Here is a 19,530-nt window from a genome sequence, read left to right on the forward strand (position 1 = left end):
CGAATCTGACACGGCACTTCCTTGAGGACCCGGGACCGTGCAGATTGCGGGCGGCCGTGCCCTGGCGCCATTGGGTCGGCACCGACGACTCTCCTCGACGTGGTGACATCCGATGTTTGCTCCCATCGAGCTCGGTCTCCGTCGACATCGAAACCGTCTTACTGAGCATGCGCGCAAGGCCCCCTCACTGGGCCTTCGGCCGGCGGGCTGCTGCTCTGGCTGAGCACCCACTCGCTGACTCGGGGCAGCGGCGGCTGTTGGTCAGGCGGATGCCGCTCCGGTGGCGCGAAACCGTCGCCGATCCCGCATACGCCGGCTCCTGGCACTGATAGCAGTTCGCCGAACGGGTGGAGGCATGCTCCGGGGCTGACGCCGAGAGCGGACACGAGGCTGAGAGCGCGGGATTGACGTCGAGCAACGTCAGTTGATAGCCCCAAGGAGTTGACATGGGCAAGGATGGTGTTCCGGGCCATGCGGCCCCCGAACCCTCGGTACAGGGAAGCGCACGTGCCACAGGCAGTGTGACCGATCCCTTCGACGCTATTGGCGTCGGTTTCGGCCCTTCCAACCTCGCGCTTGCAGTGTGCGCGCGAGAAGTCGACCCGACGCGGAATCTGATGTTCTTTGAGCGGAGTCCGCGGGTGCAGTGGCATCCGGGCATGCTGTTCGACGGCGCGCGGATGCAGATCTCCTTCCTCAAGAGCCTGGTCTCGCCGCGCAACCCGGCCAGCCCCTACAGCTTTCTCCAATACACAAAGGCGCGCGGTAGGCTCGAACGCTTCGTCAACCTGGGTGAGTTCCGGCCCACCCGCCTCGAGTACAGCGACTTTCTCAAGTGGGTCGCGGGTGACTTCGCCGATCAGGTCCGCTACGACAGCACCGTGACCCGGGTAACCCCGGTCGACCCGCTGGGCGAGGGCGAACCGAGTCTCTTCCAGGTCGAGGTCAGCTCTGGCTCCACGGGCGAGCGCACCGTCCACTACGCGCGCAACGTCGTGCATGCCGGGGGAGGCAGACCTCGCTACCCCAAGGGCGTGCCCGTGGGAGCGCCCGGGTTGCTGCACTCCAGCGAGTTCCTGCAGCGCTTCCCTGCCACGTTCGCTGACCACGACAGCCCGTACGGCTTCGCCGTCATCGGCGGCGGGCAGAGCACGGGCGAGATCGTGGCCTACGTCCTGGAGCGCTACGAGAACGCCCAGGTCCACATGGTGATGTCGGGGTTCGCGCCGCGCCCTACGGACAACAGCCCGTTCGTCAACGAGCAGTACTACGCGGAGCGCACCGAGCAGTTCTACGGCCTCGACGAGGACTCCCACGCCTCCCTGCTGCAGGAGCTGCGCGCCTCCAACTACGGCGTCATCAGGGAAGACCTCATCAACGAGCTGTACGACACCGCGTACTTGGGCGAGGTCAAGGGCAGACAGCGGCTGTTCCTCCGTACCCACCGGCTGCTCGACGAGGTCACGCAGGACGGGGCCGAGCTGCACGCCACCCTCGAGGACCGGTTCACGGGCATGAGGGAGACGCTGCGCTGCGACGGACTGGTGCTGGCCACCGGTTACGACCGTTCACTGCCGCCGGAGATCTACGCCGGAGTGCTGCCCCACCTGGAGGCTGACCACGTCGGCGCGCCCTCGGTCTCCCGGCACCACCGGGTCCGTGCCTCCGGGCTGCGCGGCGGCCTCTATCTCCAGGGATATGGGGAGGCGAACTTCGGGCTTGGCGACACCCTGCTGTCCCTGCTGCCCTTCCGAGCCAAGGAGATCTTCGACGACGCTCGTCTCGGTGCGAGGTACCGGCGAGCCGGTTGTGACACAAATACCGCTCATCCTCGACCGCACGCGGGGCGCCAAGGGGGTGCTCTTCGGACACCTCGACCGGGCCACCCCGCACAGTTGGGGGACCCAGACCGCTCAACCCGCACATCGCTTCGCGCCAAGACGTGCGGGCGGCTGCACGGCGGCGCTGCCCTGCAAGGTTCGCCGACACGGCCTGCCTCCCATGCCATCACGCACCGCCGCGTCCCTCTCCATCAGGAGGCTGAGATGACGTAAGTCTCGTGGGCGGCGCCCCTTCATGGGCCTTCGACGCCGCCCTGGTTTTCCTTCGCGGAGAAAATTTTGAGCCTGCACCTTCGACACCGATCAGGTAATTAGTGGCAACGATGAGTTCTGTACCACACCGCAACGTTGATGAAGAAGAAGAGATTCGAATGGGGGAGTTTAGGTGGATCCGACGAGCGTTGACATAGTCGCTCTCCCTGTCGTCGAAATCGAGTTGTCCCGGCTGTCTTCCGTATCCTCGCCTCGAACCTCAGGTGAGGATCCGGAGCACGTCGAGACACTGTTATCGGCAGAGGGAGAGCTTCCGCCTATTCTCGTTCACCGACCAACGATGCGGGTGGTTGATGGCCTGCACCGGTTGAAGGCGGCGCGACTCAGAGGCGATACAAAAATCGTGGCAAGGTTCGTCGATGGCACCGAAACGGACGCCTTCGTCCTAGCCGTCGAGGCGAACATACGGCATGGTTTGCCGCTCTCGCTCGCTGATCGCAAGCGTGCGGCCGTTCACATCATCGGGACGCATCCGCAGTGGTCCGATCGGCGGGTGGCCTTGGCGACCGGCCTCTCTGCCGGCACGGTGGCCGACCTGCGCAGGCGCAGCGGAGACAGCGGAACCGAGGCAAGGATCGGGCGGGATGGGCGCATCCGTCCGGCCGACGGTTCGGGGCGGAGGAGACTCGCTGCCGAGCTCATCCGCAGTGATCCATGCCTGTCGCTCCGGCAGGTCGCCAAGCAGGTCGGCATCTCCCCGGAGACGGTCCGGGATGTGCGAGGTCGGCTGGAGCGTGGTGAGAGCCCGGTCCGGGACAGGAGCATGAGGTTACGGGCCGAGCCGCATCCACTACATCGCACGGAGCCGGACTTCGGCCGCACTGTGGGTCGAGATCGTCTCGCGATGCTGGAGCGCCTCAAGGCCGATCCGGCGTTGCGGCTGAGCGAGACTGGCCGAATCCTGTTGCGAATGCTCATCATGCACTCCATCGACGGGCAGGAGTGGGAAAGGATCTTGCATCGCATCCCGCCGCATTTGTACAGCGTGGTCGCCGAGTTCGCCAGAGAGCACGCCCGGGTCTGGACTGGGTTCGCGGATCGCCTGGAGAACCGGGTGACCAGTTTGGCCGCAGAATGATCGCGTTCGGCGGCGTTCTGCCGCAGGCGGCGCCTCTCAACATGCGGCCAGCTCACGCGCGCAGGTGCCCAGCCCCTACTCGCTGGAAGCCTTGAGGAACACCGCGTCTCCCGGCGCGATCAGCTCGGTGGCCACCCTGACAGCCCCGGCCACGTCCTCGACCGTGTGTACCGCGACCTCCGCGTTGGACGCCTCCTGTGCCATGGCCCGTGGATCGCCTTCGCCGACTGCGATCAGCACGTTGATGCCGAGTTCGGCCACCAGTCGGCCCACTTGCTCGTGCCGGGACCGCGACGTCGGCCTGCTGCCCGTACCGCGATGGTGCGGCGGGAGCTGGCCAGTGCCCTGAACGCGTGCAGCCCAGCTCGCATGGATTCGGGGTTGGCGTTGTAGGCGTCGTTGATGGTGACGCAGTCGGGCCGATCGATGATCTCGAAGCGGCCTGATGAGCGGCGCTGAGCCGCGTTCAGCCCGGCGGCGATCTCGTCAATGAAGATCGACCAACTTCGAAGCTGCAGGTCATCGGGGCTGGTGTGAGTCGTTGATCGTGTTCTCGTGCTGGTCGCGGGCGGTTGTCCGACGTCAAGATCGTCTGCCGCTTCGGTGATCACGGCTCCTCGGGTTGCCCGGCGCGGGCGTACCTCCCGCCCGTACGATCCGGGCGGGAGGTGCGTGAGGGGCACCGATGAATTGGCTGACGTGCGGCGATGTTCGGGTTACGGGACGGTAGTTCCGCGTTAACGGAGATCATCTTCCGTGGGTGATCGTCGCATTGGGCGATCGCTCCATGGAGTTGGTTGAACCCCGTGCCGGCGGCGGTCGTGGCCGCCCCCATTACCGCGCTGCGGATGTGGTGGGGGCGGGATCGCCAAGCTCCTCACTCGAATGAGTGATCTGATGGCGGATTACCGTTCGATGGCGGTGGGGTGTGACGATGCTGTCGATCATGAACGATGCGGATGCGATAGCCGCGCTCCTCTGCGACGCCGAGCTGCTGGACGGGCTGCGGCGTGAGGAGAAGGAACTCGCCGAGCGGATCGAGCGGGTGAGAGAGAAGATCGCGGCGGGGGAGGCGGTGCTGGCCGCCGTGGAGCGGTGGCGGCAGGTCGCCACGCTGCCCCGGGCGGTGTCGGCAGGGGCGCCGGAGGCGGCCGCGGCGGCGCAGGCGGCGGGGGTCGGGGCCGATCCGCCGCTGATCGAGCAGATCGCCCTGCTGCTGGCGCAGGATCCCGACCGGGTCTGGAGTCCGGAGGAGGTCCACCGGGCCCTGGGTGCCTCGCCGGGCTCGGTGCACTCGGCCCTGTCCAGGCTGGAGCAGCGCGGGCGGGATCGCCCGGGTGGAGCGCGGCTCCTACCGGGGCAGGTGAGCCGCCGGTGGTGCTTCAGTGGCAGTTCGTGCCGGACGCGGGGGTGTTCGACTGGCGCACCCCGGTCCGTGACGCGCTCGCCTCCTGGCGGCCGCGGCCGCGCGGTGCGGGTGAGGCCGGGCTGTGGGTCCGCGTCAAGCGCCGGGTGCGTGAACTGGTGGGCCGCGCGGATCCGTTGAACGCGAGGATGGCCGCGGACCTGGCCGCCGCGCTGTGGCAGCTCGCCGTCTTCTACCACCGGCGCGGCCTGGGGGAGACCAGCGATGTCTGGCTGGACGGGCAGAGCCTCGCGGTGTTCTGCCGCACCGGCCGCCCCGACCTCTCGCCCGCCACCCGCAAGGCCATCGCCTCCCGGGTGCGCTCCCTCGCCCACCCGGTGCCCATCTCCGGCCGGGACGTCCACGCCCCCTACACCCCCGCCGAACTCGCGGCGCTGTGGCAGGCCGCCGGCGACCAGAACACACCCGAACGCTGCCGCGACGCCAGAATCCTCCTCGCCCTCGGGGCCGGCGCAGGACTGACCGCAGCTGAGATCGCCCGCGTCCGCGCGCACGACGTACGCCCGGCCGGCGCCGCGGTCGTCGTCGCGGCGCGGGGCCGCACCCAGCGGCGGATGGTCATCGTCCGCCGCGCCTTCGAGCACACCCTCGCCCAGGCGCCCACGCCCACACCGGTCAGGTGGTCTACCTGCTCGCCTGCTTCGCACGCACCGGCATCGTCCACAAGGTCACCGGCAGTCTGCGGCTCCCGGACGGCTGCCCCCGCCCCCAGCCCAGACGCCTGCGCGCCGGCTGGATCAAGGAACTGGCCGAATCCCGGATTCCGCTGACCGTCCTGGCCGCCGCAGCCGGCATCACCGACCTCGGCGCCCTGACCCGCATCCTGCGCCACCTCCAGCGACCGGATACCGACGAAGCCGCCGACCAGCTGCGCAACGGCTGACCGGTGACCGAACCCGACACCCCGTCAGGCAACGAACCTTCTTCTTCGTCGTCGTCGAAGGCGGACGCCTCGCCGGGTGCTGAGGTTACGGGTATCCGGCGGCATTTCACCTCTTCCCAGGTCGAGGCCGCAGCAGAGGCGATGGGGCCGGTGGCGGACCTGCTCACGCCGCACCTCCACTCCGGCGGGCCGGGCCCGGAACGCAAGATCACCGTGCTCGGCCTGCTGGTCGGCCTCCACCTGGCCTGCGCCGGCTCCGGCGGGCAGCGCGTGCATCTGGCCGAGGCCGCCCGCATCCTCGGCTGGTGGATCCCCGCCCAGGCCCGTGAGCGACTCGGTATCACCGACGTTCCCGCCGTCGAGACCGCCTCGGCCTTCGAGGCCCTGGAAGGCCGGGTGCGCCGCCTGTTCCACGACATCGAGACCGTCTGCGACCCCTCGCCGCTGCCGAAGAACCGCCGCCTGGACCGCGAGGAGGCCCAGCGGCTGCGGGACGCCGACGCCCCGGAGCGCGCCGAGCGGGCCCGGCAGCTGCTGACCGCCGTCTGCAACCAGATCCTCGAGGCTTCCCTCACCCCCGTCCGCCCCTGCCTGACGGCCGGTTGGGCCGGATCCTGCGCGGTGGACGGCACCGCGTTCGCCACCTTCGCCCGCGGGGTGAAGACCACCGGAGCACTCACCGCGACCGACCCGGACGCCGGCTGGTACGTCCGCGACGGCGACCACCACGACCCCGACACCCTTCCCGGCTCCGGCTCCGGCTCCGGGAAGAAGCGATCACGGCGGAGCAGACGCGTCAAGATGCTGTTCGGCTACGAGACCACGCTTGAGATCGTCGCGCCCACCGTCCTGCACCCCGCGGCCGGTCTGCCAGCCGGGACCCGCCCGCCCGCGGTCATCCTGGCGATGTCCACGAATGTTCCCGGCGCCGACCCGGGCGGAGGCGCCGTGCGGGCCCTGGCCGACGCCACCTGCCGCCGCGGCTACCCGGCCGGGACACTGGCAGCGGACTGGGCGTTCAACAACAGCGTCCCCGAAACCTTCCAACTCCCCGTCCGCGAGCTGGGCTTCACCCCCGTCTACGACTACCCGCGTGATGCGCTGGGCGTCCAGGAACCCGGCCCAGGCGGCGCGAGTCTGCTGGAGGGCTCCTGGACCTGCCCCCACACCCCGGCCGAACTGAAGGACGCCACCCCCGCCCTGCACCGGCAGATCGACGCCGCCGGCGAGCTCGGCTCCGCCGACGCCCCCAAAGCCCGCGAGCAGGCCCGCGAAGACTGGGTGGAGCGGATCACAGCCCGGCAGGACTTCCTCCTCGCCCCCAAGGGCGCCGCGGACGCCGACGGCTACCGCCGCTGGCGCTGCCCCGCCGAGGCGGGCACGGTCCGCTGCCCCCTCAAGCCCAGAAGCCTTGAGCACTACCGGGCCGGGGCCCCGCTGCTGGACCCCGAACCCGGCCCCGGCGGGACGCTGAAGCTGTGCGCGCAGGGCTCGATCACCATCGGACCCGAGGCCGGCTCCAAGCACTGGCAGCCCCTCCCGTTCGGCACCCCGGCCTGGCAGCAGGCCTACCACCTGGGAAGATCCAGCGTCGAGGGCGGCAACGGCCACGCCAAGGACGGGGCATTCGAGAACATCGCCGACGCCCGCGGCCGGCGCGTACGCGGACACGCCGCCCAATCGATCCTGCTGGCCTTCCAGCTCGCCCACGCCAACACCCGCAAGATCACCAACTGGAAAGCAGCCCTCCCGCAGAACGGACGCGAGCCGACCCGCCGCCCACCCAGACGCAAGAAACCGCCGAACGGCTCCTGGACCCCGCGCGGCTACACCCACCCCACACTCTCCCCCGACACACCCCCGCACGGCCCCTGACCGAGCGCCAGCACCCACCGCGTCCACCCATACCGCACCACCCCGTACGCCCCTCCCCGGCGGCGGCACCCGACGCTGCCCCGAACCGGCCCCGGCCAGCAGAAAACCGCGCACAAGACCCGCCTTCGCCACCCCGACCAGGCGCTCACCCTCCCGAAGACGCCACCACGGCCCTGACGACGTCCCCGAACACCCCGAAACGATCACCAGCAAGCCAATACGTCGGCACGAGACCCCCAATTACATCGGCACCCCCGTGAGGTGGAAGCCGGGCATGCGAAACCAGAGCTTCGTGAGCTGATCGCGGCCCGCCGGACCGAACTGGAATTGCAGGCTGAGAAGTTGAGCCAGCAGCTCCAGGAGGTGCGCGACGAGTTGGAGGAGCTCACCGTCGCCGAGCGGGTCGCACGCCGGCTGGCCGAGCAGCTGCACGCCGAAACCGAGCGGGAAGCGACGCCCTCCCGGGGTACCGGGCAGGTTGCGGGCCGTGCGGTGCTGCTGGTGCCGCAGCGCGAGCGCGGCGCCGATGAGGCGGTGCTGCCCGCGGACTACCAGCGGATCATGAAGGTGGTGCGGCAGGCGGATGGGCCGGTCATGGTCAAACAGGTCTGCGATGGGCTGGGGATCTCCACCGAGCGGGCCCGTGCGGAGGCTATGCGTTCGCAGCTGAACCGGTTGGCCGAGCGGGGCTGGCTGCGCAAGCTGGCCGACGGGAAGTTCACCACCACACTGTGAGCCCGTTCTGCCGCCCGCGGGACACGGCCCGAGCCGTAACGTCCGTGCTCCCAGTGGCAGTTGATCGTGCATGTCAAACAAAACCAGCCCCGCCAGGGGCACTGAGAGGGTTGTCTACCAGTCCAGTCTGCGGCTGTCCCCGGCCACCCTGACCTTCCTCGGTGACCTGCTGCGCGGCCATCTGAAGAAGATCGGGTCGCGGTGGCGCAAGCTCCCGCCCGGGCAGATCGCCACGATCGTCCTCGCGGTTCTCCGCCATGACCAGCGGCTCGCCGACATGGCGGGCGGCAACCGCATCTCCGCCACCACGGTGCGGCGCTGGGTGATGGAGGTGATCGGCCTGCTCGCCACGCGGGCCGAGCGTCTTCAGCGCGCGCTGAAGAAAGTCATCCGAAAGGGCGGCCACATCGTCCTGGCCGACGGCACCCTCATCCGCACCCGGCGCCGCACCGGCGCGGACAACCGCCGTAACTACAGCGGGAAACACAAGACCCATGGCCTGCTCTTCCTCGCGCTCACCGACGACAGGGGCCGCCTGTTGTGGCTGTCCGCGGCCCGGCCGGGACGCTCCTCGGAGATCACCACCGCCCGCTACAACCACCTCGTCGAGCGCCTGCGGGCCCACGAGCTGGGCGCCATCGGCGACCTCGGCTTCACAGGCCTGGACGACGATGCGGACAACCCCGTGGTCATCACCGGTTTAAAGGCCGCCCGCACCAAACCGCTCACGTCGGCGAAGAAGCAGGTCAACAAGCTCATCGCGTCCGTCCGCGCGGTCTGCGAACACGCCTTCGCCCACCTGAAGAACTGGCGCATCCTCACCAAGCTCCGCCTGGACGTCCGTCACGCCACCACCCTCCTGCGTGCCCTGCTCGCCCAGACACACCTCCTTGGCTCGCACACTGGTGCCCGGCGACCGGCCGTACAGCACGGTCCGGGCCTTGGTGCGCTCCGCCATGCCCATGACGTACGGGCCGTCGGCGTTGAGCAGCGCGTACCCGTTGGGCGTCAGAGCCTCCACCAGCTCCCCTTGGCCTCGGCCGTGTCCGCCAGCCCTCCGCCCATGCGCGACAGGTGTGCGGCGCCGATGTTGAGTGGTGACGGAGGGCAATGCGTACGATCGGGCTGATCGGCGGGTTGAGCTGGGAATCGACGGTCATTTACTACCAGGTCATCAATCAGCGGGTGCGCGAGCGCCTCGGCGGCAGCCATTCCGCCAACAGCCTGATCGGGTCAGTCGACTACACGACCGTCGAAGACCTCATCTTCGCGGCCGGTGGGCCGAGGCAGGCAAGCTGCTCGCCGGCGCGGGCGTCAGCCTGGAGGCCATGGGGGCCGAACTGCTCCTCATCTGCAGCAACACCTTCAGCCGGGTCAACGACGAGGTCCAGTGGGCGGCGAGGTCAGCGCTAGCTGATCCACCTGGTGATCTTCGAGGAGCTGATACGCGGGGCGTTGCGGCCGGAGTCCAGGGATGCTTACGTGCGCACGACCGTCGGCCTGGCAGCCCAGGGCGCCGAGGCCGTCATACTCGGCTGCACCGAGATCGAGCTGCTGATCACCGACAAGGACACCGTCATCCCGTTGCTGCCAAGCGCCCGGCTACACGCGGAGGCGGCGGCTGCTTTCGCACTCAGCCCGGCCCGCAGAGTTCGCGGCGCCAGAGGTCGTCGGAGATGCGTTCGATACCGGCGTTCAGGTGACGGAGGTAGGTGCTCAAGGACAGGCCGAGGCGCTCGGCGGCGGCTTCCTGGGTGGGGGCGCCACGCAGGAAGGTGACGTCGAGGGCGCGGTGCGGCTTGCCCGCCCACGGATCCCGACCCAGGTCGCGGATGCTGTCTTCGAGCAGCTCGCGCAGCGCCCGGGCAGGGGTGGCCTGGCCGGCGAGCAGCCTGGTGCGGGTGAGGGGGTTGGCGGCCAGCTCCCCGTGTATCGGCAGGTGGCGCAGAGCCTGGCGGATGGCGTCTCTGAACTCCTCCTGTGACAGCACCACCAGCTCCGGCTCGTGCGTGGCCGGGGCCTCCTGCGCACCGGTCGCCAGCAGCTGGTCGAGCCAGACCTGCGTCGGCACGGCCCGCCAGTCGTGCGCGGTCAGGACATACTCGGCGTCGCTTTCCTGCGCATGATCCCCGAGATCGTGCATGTTGTAGTACTCGTAGCGACCGCTCGAGCGGTCGTCACTGCGCACAGCGAGGAACGACCAGGCCAAGTGTTGCGAGCGCAGGAACCAGGCCACTGCCCGCCACTGGATCAGATTCATCATCGGTGAGAAGCCCCGGTGGCACTCGCGCACCCAGCTGCGGTAGACGGCCAAGTGCTCGCCGGGCCGCAGCGGAGCGTTGGCGCGGGCGGTGGCTCAGGCCGTGGCGACGACTGGGTCCGCCTGCGCCTGCCGGGCCATCGAGTGGGAGACAGCGGCAACAGCCCCCGCATCCTGCTCGATGGCCAGGCGCAGCAGGTCCTCGGCGTCCTCGGGACGGAAGACGTCCTCATACACCTCGCCTGCACCGAGCCACACGTGCGGCTCTGCTCTCCGGCCATCGCCGCGGTGCAGGTAGAACAGCGAACCGACGGCCCCGAACACGTCCGCGTCCTCGGCGGCACGGATCTGCTGGGTGAGGCAGGCCTTGATACGCCGGTGCATGTCGGCGTAGCCCCGCGGGTCGCGCCAGCGCAGGTCGGCTTCGAGGATTTCACGGACGACGTCGTGTGGATACCACCCGAACGGGCCCGGCTCGACGAACGGCAGCCGCCGCGGCCAGAAGAACAGCGTCGCCGCGTCCTCGCCAGGCAGCGCCGCGTGCAGCACGTCCTGCGTGGACATGTACGTGTGCGCGCAGACCTCCAGGGCATGCCGGTGCGCCGGGCTGGGCACTTCACCGACGAGCTGGTCGAGCAGGGTGGCCAACACATCATGGGCAGGCGTCCAGTGCGAGCCGGCGGCGCTGTCACTGACCGCCACCGCGGTGCTGCTGGCGGCATCCTGGCCGGCAGGTGCAGCGGCACCGAGCGACAGGGCAAGCGGGTGCCCGCTGGCGAAGGTGAGCAGCGGCTCGTGCAGCTCACCGGCCACACCGCGGGAGTCCAGCAGCGCGGCGGCGTCCATGCGCCCCATATCGCCCAGCTCGATGATCTGCACCACGCCGGCCCAGCCCGGGTCTGCCTGCCACATCATGTCCGGGGGTATGCGGCTGGCCATCACCACCAGCGCGCCGGTCGGCAGCACCGGCAGGAACTGCTCGCTCAGCCAGCGCTCCAGGCCCTGCACGCGCTCGAAGGTGTCGATCAGCAGCACCGCGCGCTCGTCGGCGAGCACCGCCCCGGCCTCGGCCACGAAGGCCGCGGGGGACTCCTTGAGATTCCGCCCGTCCAGGATCAGTGGGGTGCGATCCGGCTGCTGCGGCCCGTTGGGCGAAGCGGCCAAGGAGCGCCGACTTGCCGACACCACCGGGGCCATGAACGAGCAGCACCCGGCCGCCGGTGCACAGCGCCTCCTCGAACGCGGCGAGCTCTTCCTTTCGTCCGACGAAGGCACGGTGCCGCGCGGCCTGGAGACGCCCTTCCAGGCGCTTCGCACGCTGCCCCTCGTCAACGAACTTGCAGAGCATCGCGGATCTCCTGGGTCGGTGGTGGCACGTCGGCGTCCGGGCGGTATTCGAAGTGCCACCACTCGTTGTCGTAGATGCGGTAGAGGTCGTAGCGGGCACCGTGTTCCTCGAGCCAGCGCGCGCCTTCGAACGGGCGCACATCCAGCGCGGTGCCCTGGACGTGCCTGGATTCCGCCGGTGGCAGTACGAACATCCGGGCCGCGGCCGGTGAGCCGACGCGGCGCACCTCCTCGTCGAACAACCGCTGCTGGGCGAGGGGATCGCGGTATCCCGACGTGAGGCCGACGAGCTGCCCGTGGCGCCAGAGCGCCGCAGCGCGTGCGGCGGTGAACGCCGCCCTGGCACCGTCGGTGAGCCCGGTGAGGTCCTCGGCGGGAAATCGGATCCCCAACGCCCAGTGGCAGGCCAGTTCACGGGCACGGCTGGGATCGCGGACGAACGCGACGGGGAGCAGGAGCACGGCGAGCACCACCGCGAGTACGGAGAACAGCCGGTCACGGGGCCGAAGTGGGATAACGTGTGGCTCGTTCATGCCTCCAGTCAAGGGGGCGTGATGTTGCCGGCCCGTATGCAGTTTTCGATATAGCGACGATATGCACCAACTCGTAGCATCAGTCCATGCGCGTATTAGTCGTCGAGGACGAGCCCTACATGGCAGAGGCCATTCGCGATGGGCTGCGCCTGGAAGCGATCGCGGCCGACACCGCCGGTGACGGTGATACCGCTCTGGAACTGCTGAGCACCAACGCTTACGACATCGCCGTCCTCGACCGGGACATCCCCGGACCTACCGGTGACGAGATCGCCAAACACATCGTCGCCTCCGGCAGCGGCATGCCGATCCTCATGCTGACCGCCGCCGACCGGCTCGACGACAAGGCCACCGGGTTCGAGATCGGCGCCGACGACTACCTCACCAAGCCCTTCGACCTCCGCGAACTCGTGCTCAGGCTCAGAGCACTCGACCGCAGGCGGGCCCACAGCAGGCCACCTGTGCGAGAGATCGCGGGCTTGCGTGTGGATCCGTTCCGCCGCGAGGTCTACCGCGAGGGCCGCTACATCGCGCTGACCAGGAAGCAGTTCGCTGTGCTCGAAGTCCTCGTCGCTGCCGAAGGCGGTGCCGTGAGCGCGGAGGAGCTGCTGGAGCGAGCGTGGGACGAGAACGCCGACCCGTTCACCAACGCCGTGCGCATCACGGTCTCGGCCCTGCGCAAACGCCTCGGCGAACCCTGGCTGATCGCCACCGTGCCCGGGGTCGGCTACCGCATCGACGCAGGCCCGGACGCCGATGACCGGGGAGCGGTGCGTGGATAGGCGTCAAGGGCTGAGCGTCCGCCTCAAGTTCACCCTCAGCTACGCCGGATTCCTCGTGATCGCGGGCGCCTTGCTGCTCGCCGCCGTGTGGGTATTCCTTCTACGGGGAAGGTCGAACAGCCTGTCGGTCCCCGATGGGTCCGACTTCCTACGCGTCTTCAACCCGAGCAATTTCGGCCCAGTCGTCTTCGTCCCGGCGGGAATCCTGGCGCTGGCATTCCTGTTGGTGTTTGGTCTCGTGGGCGGGTGGATTCTGGCCGGCCGGATGCTCGCCCCGCTGATACGCATCACCGACGCCACCCGCAGAGTGGCGAACGGCCCGCTCTCCCACCGGATCCGGCTGCCCGGCCGCCGAGATGAGTTCCGCGAACTCGCCGACTCCTTCGACACCATGCTGGCGAAGCTCGAAGCCCATGTCGCCGAACAGCAGCGATTCGCGGCCAACGCCTCGCACGAACTGCGCACCCCGCTGGCGGTCACGCAGACGCTTCTCGACGCGACCCGCAACGATCCGAACCGCGACACCGGCGAGCTTGTCGAGCGCCTCCGCGTGGTCAACACCCGGGCCATCGACCTCACTGAAGCATTGCTCCTGCTCAGCCGCGCCAACCAGCGGTCACTCACCAGGGAACACGTCGACCTGTCCCTCCTGGCGGAAGAAGCCACTGAAACGCTTCTCCCCTTGGCGGAAAAGCATGGCGTCACCCTCGAAACCTCCGGCGACGTGAGCACCACCATCGGCTCACCGGCGCTCCTGCTCCAGATGGTCATGAACCTTCTGCACAACGCGATCGGCCACAACCTGCCTGAACAGGGCGTCGTATGGGTGCATACCAGCGTCTGCCCCAGCACGGTTGTGCTCACGGTCGAGAACACCGGCGAGAAGCTCACCTCACAGCTGGTCTCGACACTCACCGAGCCATTCCAGCGCGGCACCGAACGCATCCACAGCAGCCGCCACGCGGGTGTCGGGCTCGGCCTGGCGATCGTCAAGACGATCGCCCAGGCACACGACGGCACCCTCACCCTCACCCCCCGCCCCGCCGGCGGGCTCCGCGTCACGGTGCACCTCCCCGCCGCGTCAGCGCACGCACAAACACAGGGCGAGTACGCCTGACGAACGGCAGCCGCTCCTACCTGTCGTCCATGGGGCGATCTACCAGCACGTCGTAGGGTTCGGAGGCGAGCGCGGCGGCGACTTCGTTGAGGCGTGCCCCGCGGGAGGCTTTGACGAGCACCACATCGCCGGCGGTGAGCCGACCGCGCAGCCACTCGACGGCCGCGGCGTTGTCGGCCAGCGCTACCGCCCGCTCTCCGGCACCGGCGGCGATCGGCCGGGCGCCGACCGCGACCACCACGTCGGCCCGGGAGGCGGCGTACTCCCCGATGGCGCGGTGCTCGGCCTCGTTGCCGTCGCCGAGTTCGAGCATTTCGCCGAGGACGGCGATGCGGCGTCCGCCCTCGATCGCCGCCAGCGTGTCCAGGGCGGCGCGGGTCGAGTCGGGGTCGGCGTTGTAGGAGTCGTCGAGCAGTGTCGCGCCGCCGACGAGGTCACGCAGTTCCAAGCGCCACTGCGACAGCGAGACCGTGGGCAGTGCCGCCGCGGCCCCATCGAGGGAGACGCCGGCCGCCAGCCCCGCCGCCGCGGCAGCCGACGCGTTGAGCGCCTGATGAGTGCCTACGAGCGGCAGCTCGACGCGAGCGGAGGTGGCGGCGGTCCGCAGGGTGAAGGACGGCCGGGCGAGCCGGTCGAGGACCACGTCGCGTACGCGTACGTCGGCGTGTTCCGCCCGGCCGAACGTCAGCACCGGGCGGTCGGTGAGCGAGCGCATCGCGACCACCCGGGGATCGTCGGCGCTCAGGACCGCGGTGCCGCCGGGCGCAAGACCCTGCACCAGCTCGCCCTTGGCCCGGGCGATCGTCTCGCGTGACCCGAGGTGGCTGAGGTGGGCCTGGCCGACGTTGAGGACGACACCGATGTCGGGCGCGACCAGGCCGGTGAGTTTGGAGATGTCGCCGATGCGGCGGACTCCCATCTCAAGGATGAGGAACCGGGTGGCCGCGTTGGCACGCAGCATGGTGAGCGGCACGCCGAGTTCGTTGTTGAGCGAGCCGATCGTGGCGATCGTCGGCGCGGCGCTCGACAGCACGGCCGTCAGCAGGTCCTTGGTGCTGGTCTTGCCGCGGGATCCGGTCACCCCGACGACCGTCAGGCCGTCGCGCAGCCGTGCCACGACGTGGATGGCGAGTGCCTGCAACGCGGCCTGGGCGTCCTCGACCACGACGGTTGGCAGCGCCGTGGGCCGGGAGCCGAGCACGGCCACCGCGCCGGCCCGGCCGGCCTGGAGGGCGTAGTCGTGGCCGTCGACGTGTTCGCCGGCGAAGGCGACGAAGAGGCCGCCCGGCTCGGCCTGCCGACCGTCGAGCACGGCCGGAGCGGTCACGGTCACGGCGCCGTCGCCCGCGACCGTCCCGCCGACGACTGTGGCGATCTCATCGAGGCTGAGGGGGATCATGCCCGGACCGCGCAAGGGTCGGCGAGGCAGAGGATGGCAGAGGCTGATTCGCTGGAACTCATGGCTGCCAGTCAAGGGAGCGTGGTGTTGCCGCCGCGTATGCAGTTTTCGATACGCCGACGATATGTATGCTGCCGACCGCTACCGGCGCGGCCGGTCGATCCCACGGGCGAAGCCGGTGCGGTCGACCAGCCGCAGCCATGCTCTCGCGGGGTGTCGGCCGGCGACATATCGTCGGCGTATCAAAAAACGCATACGCGCTGGCAACACCATGCTCTCTTGACTGGTAGGCATGAGCTCCAGCGGACCAACACGAGCGGCGGCGTGCCGCACCCGAGCACCGGTGTCGTCCTCAGGGACTGTCTCGACGACGGGAATCACAGTCTATGGGTGCGAGCAGGATGAGGCCCTGCTCTTCCGAAAGATGGCGTCTCGCTTTGGCATGGTGCCAACCATCACGAAGGAACCGGTATCTGAGGCCAATATCGACCTGGCAGTCGGGAACCGCTGCATCAGCATCGGCCACAAGACGCGCGTCACCCGTGCCACGCTCAGCGCACTGAGCCGCGCCGGTGTGGAGTATCTCTCCACACGAAGCGTCGGATGCAACCACATCGACGTGAGCTACGCGGACAGCGTCGGTATCGCTGTCGGAAACGTGGCATATTCTCCCGACAGCGTTGCCGACTACACGCTGATGCTGATGCTGATGGCAGTGCGCCATGCGAAGGCCACCGTCCGCCGCACCGATGCTCATGACTACCGGCTGAGTGAGACACGCGGAAAAGAGCTGCGCGACCTGACGGTCGGAGTGGTCGGCACGGGGCGTATCGGCTCAGCGGTCATCGACCGGCTGCGAGGTTTCGGCTGCCGCGTGCTGGCCTACGACAACCGCCCCAAGACCGCCGCTGATTACACGCCGATCGACGAGCTGCTTCGGCACAGCGACATCGTGACGCTCCACACTCCGCTCACCGCGGAAACCCGCCATCTCGTCGATCGCCGACGTATCGACCAGATGAAACACGGCGCGTTCATCGTCAACACCGGACGCGGGCCACTCGTCGATACCGAAGCCCTTCTTTCGGCGTTGGAGAGCGGCAGGTTGGGCGGCGCGGCGCTGGACGTCCTCGACGGTGAGGAAGGAATCTTCTACACCGACTGCCGGAACCAGCCCATAGAGAACCGCCAGCTGTTGCGACTACAGGAGCTGCCGAATGTGCTCATCAGCCCGCACACGGCCTATTACACCGACCACGCGCTGAGCGACACCATCAGAAACAGCCTCATCAACTGCCTCGACTTCGAAAGCGGGAAAACATGGACAGGTTGAAGATCGGCGTCATCTTCGGGGGCTCTTCCGAAGAACACCCCGTCTCCGTCAAGTCCGCCCAAGAGGTCGCAAAGAACCTCGACACCGGTAAATACGAGCCGTACTGGATCGGCATCACGCAGTCCGGTGCCTGGCAGCTCTGTGACTCCCCTGGCACAGACTGGGAGAGCACCGACGCTCGGCCGGTCATGCTGTCACCCGACCGGAGCGTTCACGGACTGCTCGTCCTGGAACAGGACCGATTCGAAGTGATCCGTCTGGACCTCGTGCTGCCCGTCCTGCATGGCACATTCGGCGAAGACGGCTCGATCCAGGGCCTGTTGGAACTCTCCGGCATCCCCTATGCGGGCTGTGACATCCAGAGTTCCGCCATATGCATGGACAAGTCCCTGACCTACACCGTCGCCAAGAGCGCGGGCATCGCCACGCCGAATTTCTGGGTGGTCGCGGCGGACGAGAAGGTCGACGCCGACCGGCTTCCTTACCCCGTCTTCGTGAAGCCGGCCCGTTCGGGCTCGTCCTTCGGCGTCAGCAAAGTCGCCGGAGCGGAGGACTTGCCGAGTGCGCTGGAGGACGCGCGGCAGTACGACTCGAAGGTCCTGATCGAAGAGGCGGTGGCCGGGAGCGAGATCGGCTGCGCGATCCTGGGGGACCCCGCCAACCCGATCGCGGGTGAGGTGGACCGCGTCGCCCTCTCCCACGGGTTCTTCAGGATCCATCAGGAGGAGTCACCCGAGACTGGTTCGGAGAACTCGGCGTTCATCGTTCCCGCCGACATCTCCGAAGAATCGCGCCGGTTCGTCCAGGAGAGTGCCAAGACCATCTACCGCACACTGGGCTGCCAGGGGCTCGCCCGCGTGGACATGTTCCTCCAGGATGACGGCCAGGTGGTACTCAACGAAGTCAACACCTTTCCCGGCATGACCTCCTACAGCCGCTATCCCCGGATGATGGCCGCCGCGGGAATGCCGCTTTCCGACGTCATCGACCGACTCGTGTCCATGACGCTGCATCAGAAGAAGCGATGAACAGCGACTTCGCGTACCTGGACGACCTTGTGCCCGGTATCCGTTGGGATGCCAAGTACGCCACCCGGGACAACTTCACCGGAAAGCCGGTGGACGGATACCTGGTGAATCGGATAGTCGGCACCAGAGCCTTGTGCGCGGCCCTGGGGCGAGCGCAGGAAAAGGCCGCGTCCCGCGGCTTCGGCTTGCTCGTCTGGGACGGATACCGTCCACAACGCGCCGTCGACTGCTTCCGGCGCTGGTCGGAACAGTCGGAGGACGGCCGGACAAAGCAGCGCCACTACCCCAATATCGACAGGTCCGAGCTCTTCGACAAGGGCTACGTGGCCGCCAACTCGGGCCACAGCCGCGGCAGTTCCGTCGACTTGACGCTCTACACCCTTGCCACCGGAGAAAATGCCTGCATGGGTGGTGGCCATGACCTCATGGACTCGATCTCACATCATGGAGCAGAAGGAATAAGTGCCATCGAAGCGGAGAACCGCGAGCACCTCTGCTCCATCATGGAGGACTGCGGATTTGCTCGCTACGCCTGCGAGTGGTGGCACTACACGCTGGAAAGCGAGCCTTACGCAGATGTCTATTTCGACTTTCCCATCACATGACGGAAGCCTCCCTTACATATCACAGTGGGGAAGCCTGGACCGGAACGACGAAGTCGTCATGCGGCGTGCCGCCCCAGCGAGGCTCGACGTCTTCCTGAGGCACACAGATCCCTCGCACCTGCACGACTGGACCGCCGACGGATACCACTCGCGTGAGGAGTACCTGTTCTGGTCCCGCAAAGTCTGCGGCTTGGCATGCCTGCAGTCCCTGCTCCACGGCTGGACGGACATCCGGCTGTCGATGCGTGAACTCCTTTCGCGGGCCCTCGACTGGGGCTGCTACGTAGTGAAACCCCAAGGAAAGGTCCAGGGACTGATCTACCGGCCATTCATGGCCTGGGTCAGCTCACACTTCGGATTCACCTGCCAACTGGTCGAGCACACGCCGATCCAGGAATCCGCCCGAGCGGTGCGTCCCGGGCAAGCCCTGATCGCTTCCGTGTCCCCTGAGATTCGTGACCCAAGCACCTGCACACCCCGACGGGGAGGGCATCTTGTGCTGGTTCATGAGGCCCATGGCGGGACGGTGCGGTTCCACAATCCGTCGGGCTACTCCCACAATGCGGACTCCGCATCGCTGCCCATGCACGTATTCGAGCGCTTCCACGCGGGACGAGGAATCCTGATCAGCGCGACACCGTGAGGAGTGTCGTCCCCCACGGCCCGGCGCCCACCGGCAGCGGTCGAGGCAGAGCTGGTCGCTGGCGATCCGTGGGGAAGCGGAGATATAACCGGTGCCGAGTCCGATGACCTGCGGTACGGCGACTTCCCGCACCTGCACCTGCACCCCGGGCCGTCGGCCCGGGGCCTTGCTCGTGGCGGCTCGCAGACCGTCACCTGGGCGATCGCGGTGGTCCCCCGTGCCGCGGCAGCCTTGCGGTACCGACGCCGGCAGATGCGTCCAAGTGCCCGGAATCTTCAGTTGGACTCACTCGTGGACATCGGCTTGGTTCAGCACGATTGAGCTTCGCTGACTTCGTGAGCCGTCTGAGAGCCGTGTGAGAGGGGCACCCGC

17 protein-coding genes and 3 pseudogenes are annotated in these 19,530 nt (G+C 68.3%); 14 read left to right on the forward strand and 6 right to left on the reverse strand.

Annotation, left to right across the window (positions count from 1 at the left end):
• Positions 1 to 446 precede the first annotated feature (446 nt).
• The 3 genes and pseudogenes from M8I34_RS25685 to M8I34_RS25690 all read left to right on the forward strand — a co-directional run.
• Positions 447 to 1,553 (forward strand): annotated as a pseudogene (locus M8I34_RS25685) (SidA/IucD/PvdA family monooxygenase); the annotation flags it as partial.
• Between the two features lie 145 nt (positions 1,554 to 1,698).
• Positions 1,699 to 2,049: an FMN-binding negative transcriptional regulator gene (locus M8I34_RS42000; protein WP_367214388.1), complete on the forward strand. Its 351-nt coding sequence runs from the start codon at positions 1,699 to 1,701 to the stop codon at positions 2,047 to 2,049.
• A 177-nt stretch (positions 2,050 to 2,226) separates the two neighbouring features.
• On the forward strand, positions 2,227 to 3,192 hold the full coding sequence (locus M8I34_RS25690) for a ParB N-terminal domain-containing protein (RefSeq protein ID WP_250052896.1): 966 nt from the start codon (positions 2,227 to 2,229) through the stop codon (positions 3,190 to 3,192).
• Between the two features lie 75 nt (positions 3,193 to 3,267).
• Here M8I34_RS25690 and M8I34_RS42005 read toward each other — a convergent pair.
• Positions 3,268 to 3,875, reverse strand: a pseudogene (locus tag M8I34_RS42005) (glutamate ligase domain-containing protein).
• A gap of 263 nt (positions 3,876 to 4,138) precedes the next feature.
• On the opposite strand from M8I34_RS42005, the gene M8I34_RS25700 reads away from it, so the two are divergent.
• The 5 genes from M8I34_RS25700 (at position 4,139) to M8I34_RS25720 (ending at position 9,240) form a co-directional block, all read left to right on the forward strand.
• Positions 4,139 to 4,738 (forward strand): hypothetical protein, encoded by a 600-nt coding sequence (locus M8I34_RS25700; RefSeq protein ID WP_250052900.1) that lies wholly within the window; start codon positions 4,139 to 4,141, stop codon positions 4,736 to 4,738.
• An 8-nt stretch (positions 4,739 to 4,746) separates the two neighbouring features.
• Positions 4,747 to 5,388: a hypothetical protein gene (locus M8I34_RS25705; RefSeq protein WP_250052902.1), complete on the forward strand. Its 642-nt coding sequence runs from the start codon at positions 4,747 to 4,749 to the stop codon at positions 5,386 to 5,388.
• Positions 5,389 to 5,651: 263 nt separating this feature from the next.
• Positions 5,652 to 7,376 (forward strand): hypothetical protein, encoded by a 1,725-nt coding sequence (locus tag M8I34_RS25710; protein ID WP_250052904.1) that lies wholly within the window; start codon positions 5,652 to 5,654, stop codon positions 7,374 to 7,376.
• A 342-nt stretch (positions 7,377 to 7,718) separates the two neighbouring features.
• Positions 7,719 to 8,111 carry a hypothetical protein gene (locus M8I34_RS25715; RefSeq protein ID WP_250052906.1) on the forward strand — a complete coding sequence of 131 codons (393 nt, stop codon included), beginning with the start codon at positions 7,719 to 7,721 and terminating at the stop codon, positions 8,109 to 8,111.
• A 70-nt stretch (positions 8,112 to 8,181) separates the two neighbouring features.
• On the forward strand, positions 8,182 to 9,240 hold the full coding sequence (locus tag M8I34_RS25720; protein ID WP_250052908.1) for a transposase family protein: 1,059 nt from the start codon (positions 8,182 to 8,184) through the stop codon (positions 9,238 to 9,240).
• Positions 9,241 to 9,744: 504 nt separating this feature from the next.
• Here the strand turns inward: M8I34_RS25720 and M8I34_RS25730 are convergent.
• From M8I34_RS25730 to vanY-N, 4 genes and pseudogenes are all read right to left on the reverse strand, one after another.
• On the reverse strand, positions 9,745 to 10,374 hold the full coding sequence (locus M8I34_RS25730) for a hypothetical protein (protein ID WP_308372716.1): 630 nt from the start codon (positions 10,372 to 10,374) through the stop codon (positions 9,745 to 9,747).
• Between the two features lie 93 nt (positions 10,375 to 10,467).
• Positions 10,468 to 11,535 (reverse strand): hypothetical protein, encoded by a 1,068-nt coding sequence (locus tag M8I34_RS25735; protein WP_250052919.1) that lies wholly within the window; start codon positions 11,533 to 11,535, stop codon positions 10,468 to 10,470.
• Positions 11,536 to 11,560: 25 nt separating this feature from the next.
• A pseudogene (locus M8I34_RS42010) lies at positions 11,561 to 11,719 on the reverse strand (hypothetical protein); the annotation flags it as partial.
• On the reverse strand, positions 11,700 to 12,251 hold the full coding sequence (gene vanY-N, locus M8I34_RS25740; RefSeq protein ID WP_250052921.1) for a D,D-peptidase/D,D-carboxypeptidase VanY-N: 552 nt from the start codon (positions 12,249 to 12,251) through the stop codon (positions 11,700 to 11,702). The pseudogene M8I34_RS42010 and the gene vanY-N, both read right to left, overlap by 20 nt.
• A gap of 86 nt (positions 12,252 to 12,337) precedes the next feature.
• Between vanY-N and M8I34_RS25745 the strand changes: the two genes are divergently transcribed.
• Together M8I34_RS25745 and M8I34_RS25750 are read left to right on the forward strand one after the other, a co-directional pair.
• A complete protein-coding gene (locus M8I34_RS25745; protein WP_250052923.1) occupies positions 12,338 to 13,033 on the forward strand; it encodes a response regulator transcription factor in 696 nt (231 codons plus the stop codon).
• The gene (locus M8I34_RS25750) at positions 13,026 to 14,150 is read left to right on the forward strand and encodes a HAMP domain-containing sensor histidine kinase (protein ID WP_250052925.1); all 1,125 of its coding nucleotides are present in this window, start codon (positions 13,026 to 13,028) and stop codon (positions 14,148 to 14,150) included. The genes M8I34_RS25745 and M8I34_RS25750 overlap by 8 nt, the downstream gene beginning before the upstream one ends.
• Positions 14,151 to 14,166: 16 nt before the next feature.
• On the opposite strand, the gene murF is transcribed toward M8I34_RS25750, so the two are convergent.
• Positions 14,167 to 15,549, reverse strand: coding sequence for a UDP-N-acetylmuramoyl-tripeptide--D-alanyl-D-alanine ligase (murF, locus tag M8I34_RS25755; protein WP_250052927.1), 1,383 nt, complete (start codon positions 15,547 to 15,549; stop codon positions 14,167 to 14,169).
• Positions 15,550 to 15,841: 292 nt separating this feature from the next.
• On the opposite strand from murF, the gene vanH reads away from it, so the two are divergent.
• Genes vanH through M8I34_RS25775 form a run of 4 tightly spaced genes read left to right on the forward strand, consistent with a single transcriptional unit; the run spans position 15,842 to position 19,158 of the window.
• Positions 15,842 to 16,882 (forward strand): D-lactate dehydrogenase VanH, encoded by a 1,041-nt coding sequence (vanH, locus tag M8I34_RS25760; RefSeq protein ID WP_308372717.1) that lies wholly within the window; start codon positions 15,842 to 15,844, stop codon positions 16,880 to 16,882.
• Positions 16,870 to 17,910, forward strand: a complete 1,041-nt coding sequence (gene vanA / locus M8I34_RS25765) for a D-alanine--(R)-lactate ligase (RefSeq protein ID WP_250052929.1) — start codon at positions 16,870 to 16,872, stop codon at positions 17,908 to 17,910. Before vanH ends, vanA begins: the two co-directional genes overlap by 13 nt.
• Positions 17,907 to 18,515 carry a D-Ala-D-Ala dipeptidase VanX gene (vanX, locus tag M8I34_RS25770; RefSeq protein WP_250052938.1) on the forward strand — a complete coding sequence of 203 codons (609 nt, stop codon included), beginning with the start codon at positions 17,907 to 17,909 and terminating at the stop codon, positions 18,513 to 18,515. Before vanA ends, vanX begins: the two co-directional genes overlap by 4 nt.
• Positions 18,487 to 19,158 (forward strand): hypothetical protein, encoded by a 672-nt coding sequence (locus M8I34_RS25775; RefSeq protein ID WP_250052940.1) that lies wholly within the window; start codon positions 18,487 to 18,489, stop codon positions 19,156 to 19,158. Before vanX ends, M8I34_RS25775 begins: the two co-directional genes overlap by 29 nt.
• Positions 19,159 to 19,530: the final 372 nt, after the last annotated feature.

Origin of the sequence: Streptomyces sp. MCA2 (genome assembly GCF_023544705.1) — a bacterium.
Taxonomy (GTDB): Bacteria; Actinomycetota; Actinomycetes; order Streptomycetales; family Streptomycetaceae; genus Streptomyces; species Streptomyces decoyicus.

What these genes read in the sequence shown, in the direction of transcription:
- M8I34_RS25775 (WP_250052940.1), top strand. Translation starts at nt 18,487, where the DNA reads ATGTCTATTTCGACTTTCCCATCACATGACGGAAGCCTCCCTTACATA.
- murF (WP_250052927.1), bottom strand. Translation starts at nt 15,549, where the DNA reads ATGATCCCCCTCAGCCTCGATGAGATCGCCACAGTCGTCGGCGGGACG.
- M8I34_RS25705 (WP_250052902.1), top strand. Translation starts at nt 4,747, where the DNA reads ATGGCCGCGGACCTGGCCGCCGCGCTGTGGCAGCTCGCCGTCTTCTAC.
- M8I34_RS25700 (WP_250052900.1), top strand. Translation starts at nt 4,139, where the DNA reads ATGAACGATGCGGATGCGATAGCCGCGCTCCTCTGCGACGCCGAGCTG.
- vanH (WP_308372717.1), top strand. Translation starts at nt 15,842, where the DNA reads ATGAGCTCCAGCGGACCAACACGAGCGGCGGCGTGCCGCACCCGAGCA.
- vanY-N (WP_250052921.1), bottom strand. Translation starts at nt 12,251, where the DNA reads ATGAACGAGCCACACGTTATCCCACTTCGGCCCCGTGACCGGCTGTTC.
- vanX (WP_250052938.1), top strand. Translation starts at nt 17,907, where the DNA reads ATGAACAGCGACTTCGCGTACCTGGACGACCTTGTGCCCGGTATCCGT.
- M8I34_RS25745 (WP_250052923.1), top strand. Translation starts at nt 12,338, where the DNA reads ATGCGCGTATTAGTCGTCGAGGACGAGCCCTACATGGCAGAGGCCATT.
- M8I34_RS25720 (WP_250052908.1), top strand. Translation starts at nt 8,182, where the DNA reads ATGTCAAACAAAACCAGCCCCGCCAGGGGCACTGAGAGGGTTGTCTAC.
- M8I34_RS25730 (WP_308372716.1), bottom strand. Translation starts at nt 10,374, where the DNA reads ATGATGAATCTGATCCAGTGGCGGGCAGTGGCCTGGTTCCTGCGCTCG.
- M8I34_RS42000 (WP_367214388.1), top strand. Translation starts at nt 1,699, where the DNA reads ATGGGGAGGCGAACTTCGGGCTTGGCGACACCCTGCTGTCCCTGCTGC.
- vanA (WP_250052929.1), top strand. Translation starts at nt 16,870, where the DNA reads ATGGACAGGTTGAAGATCGGCGTCATCTTCGGGGGCTCTTCCGAAGAA.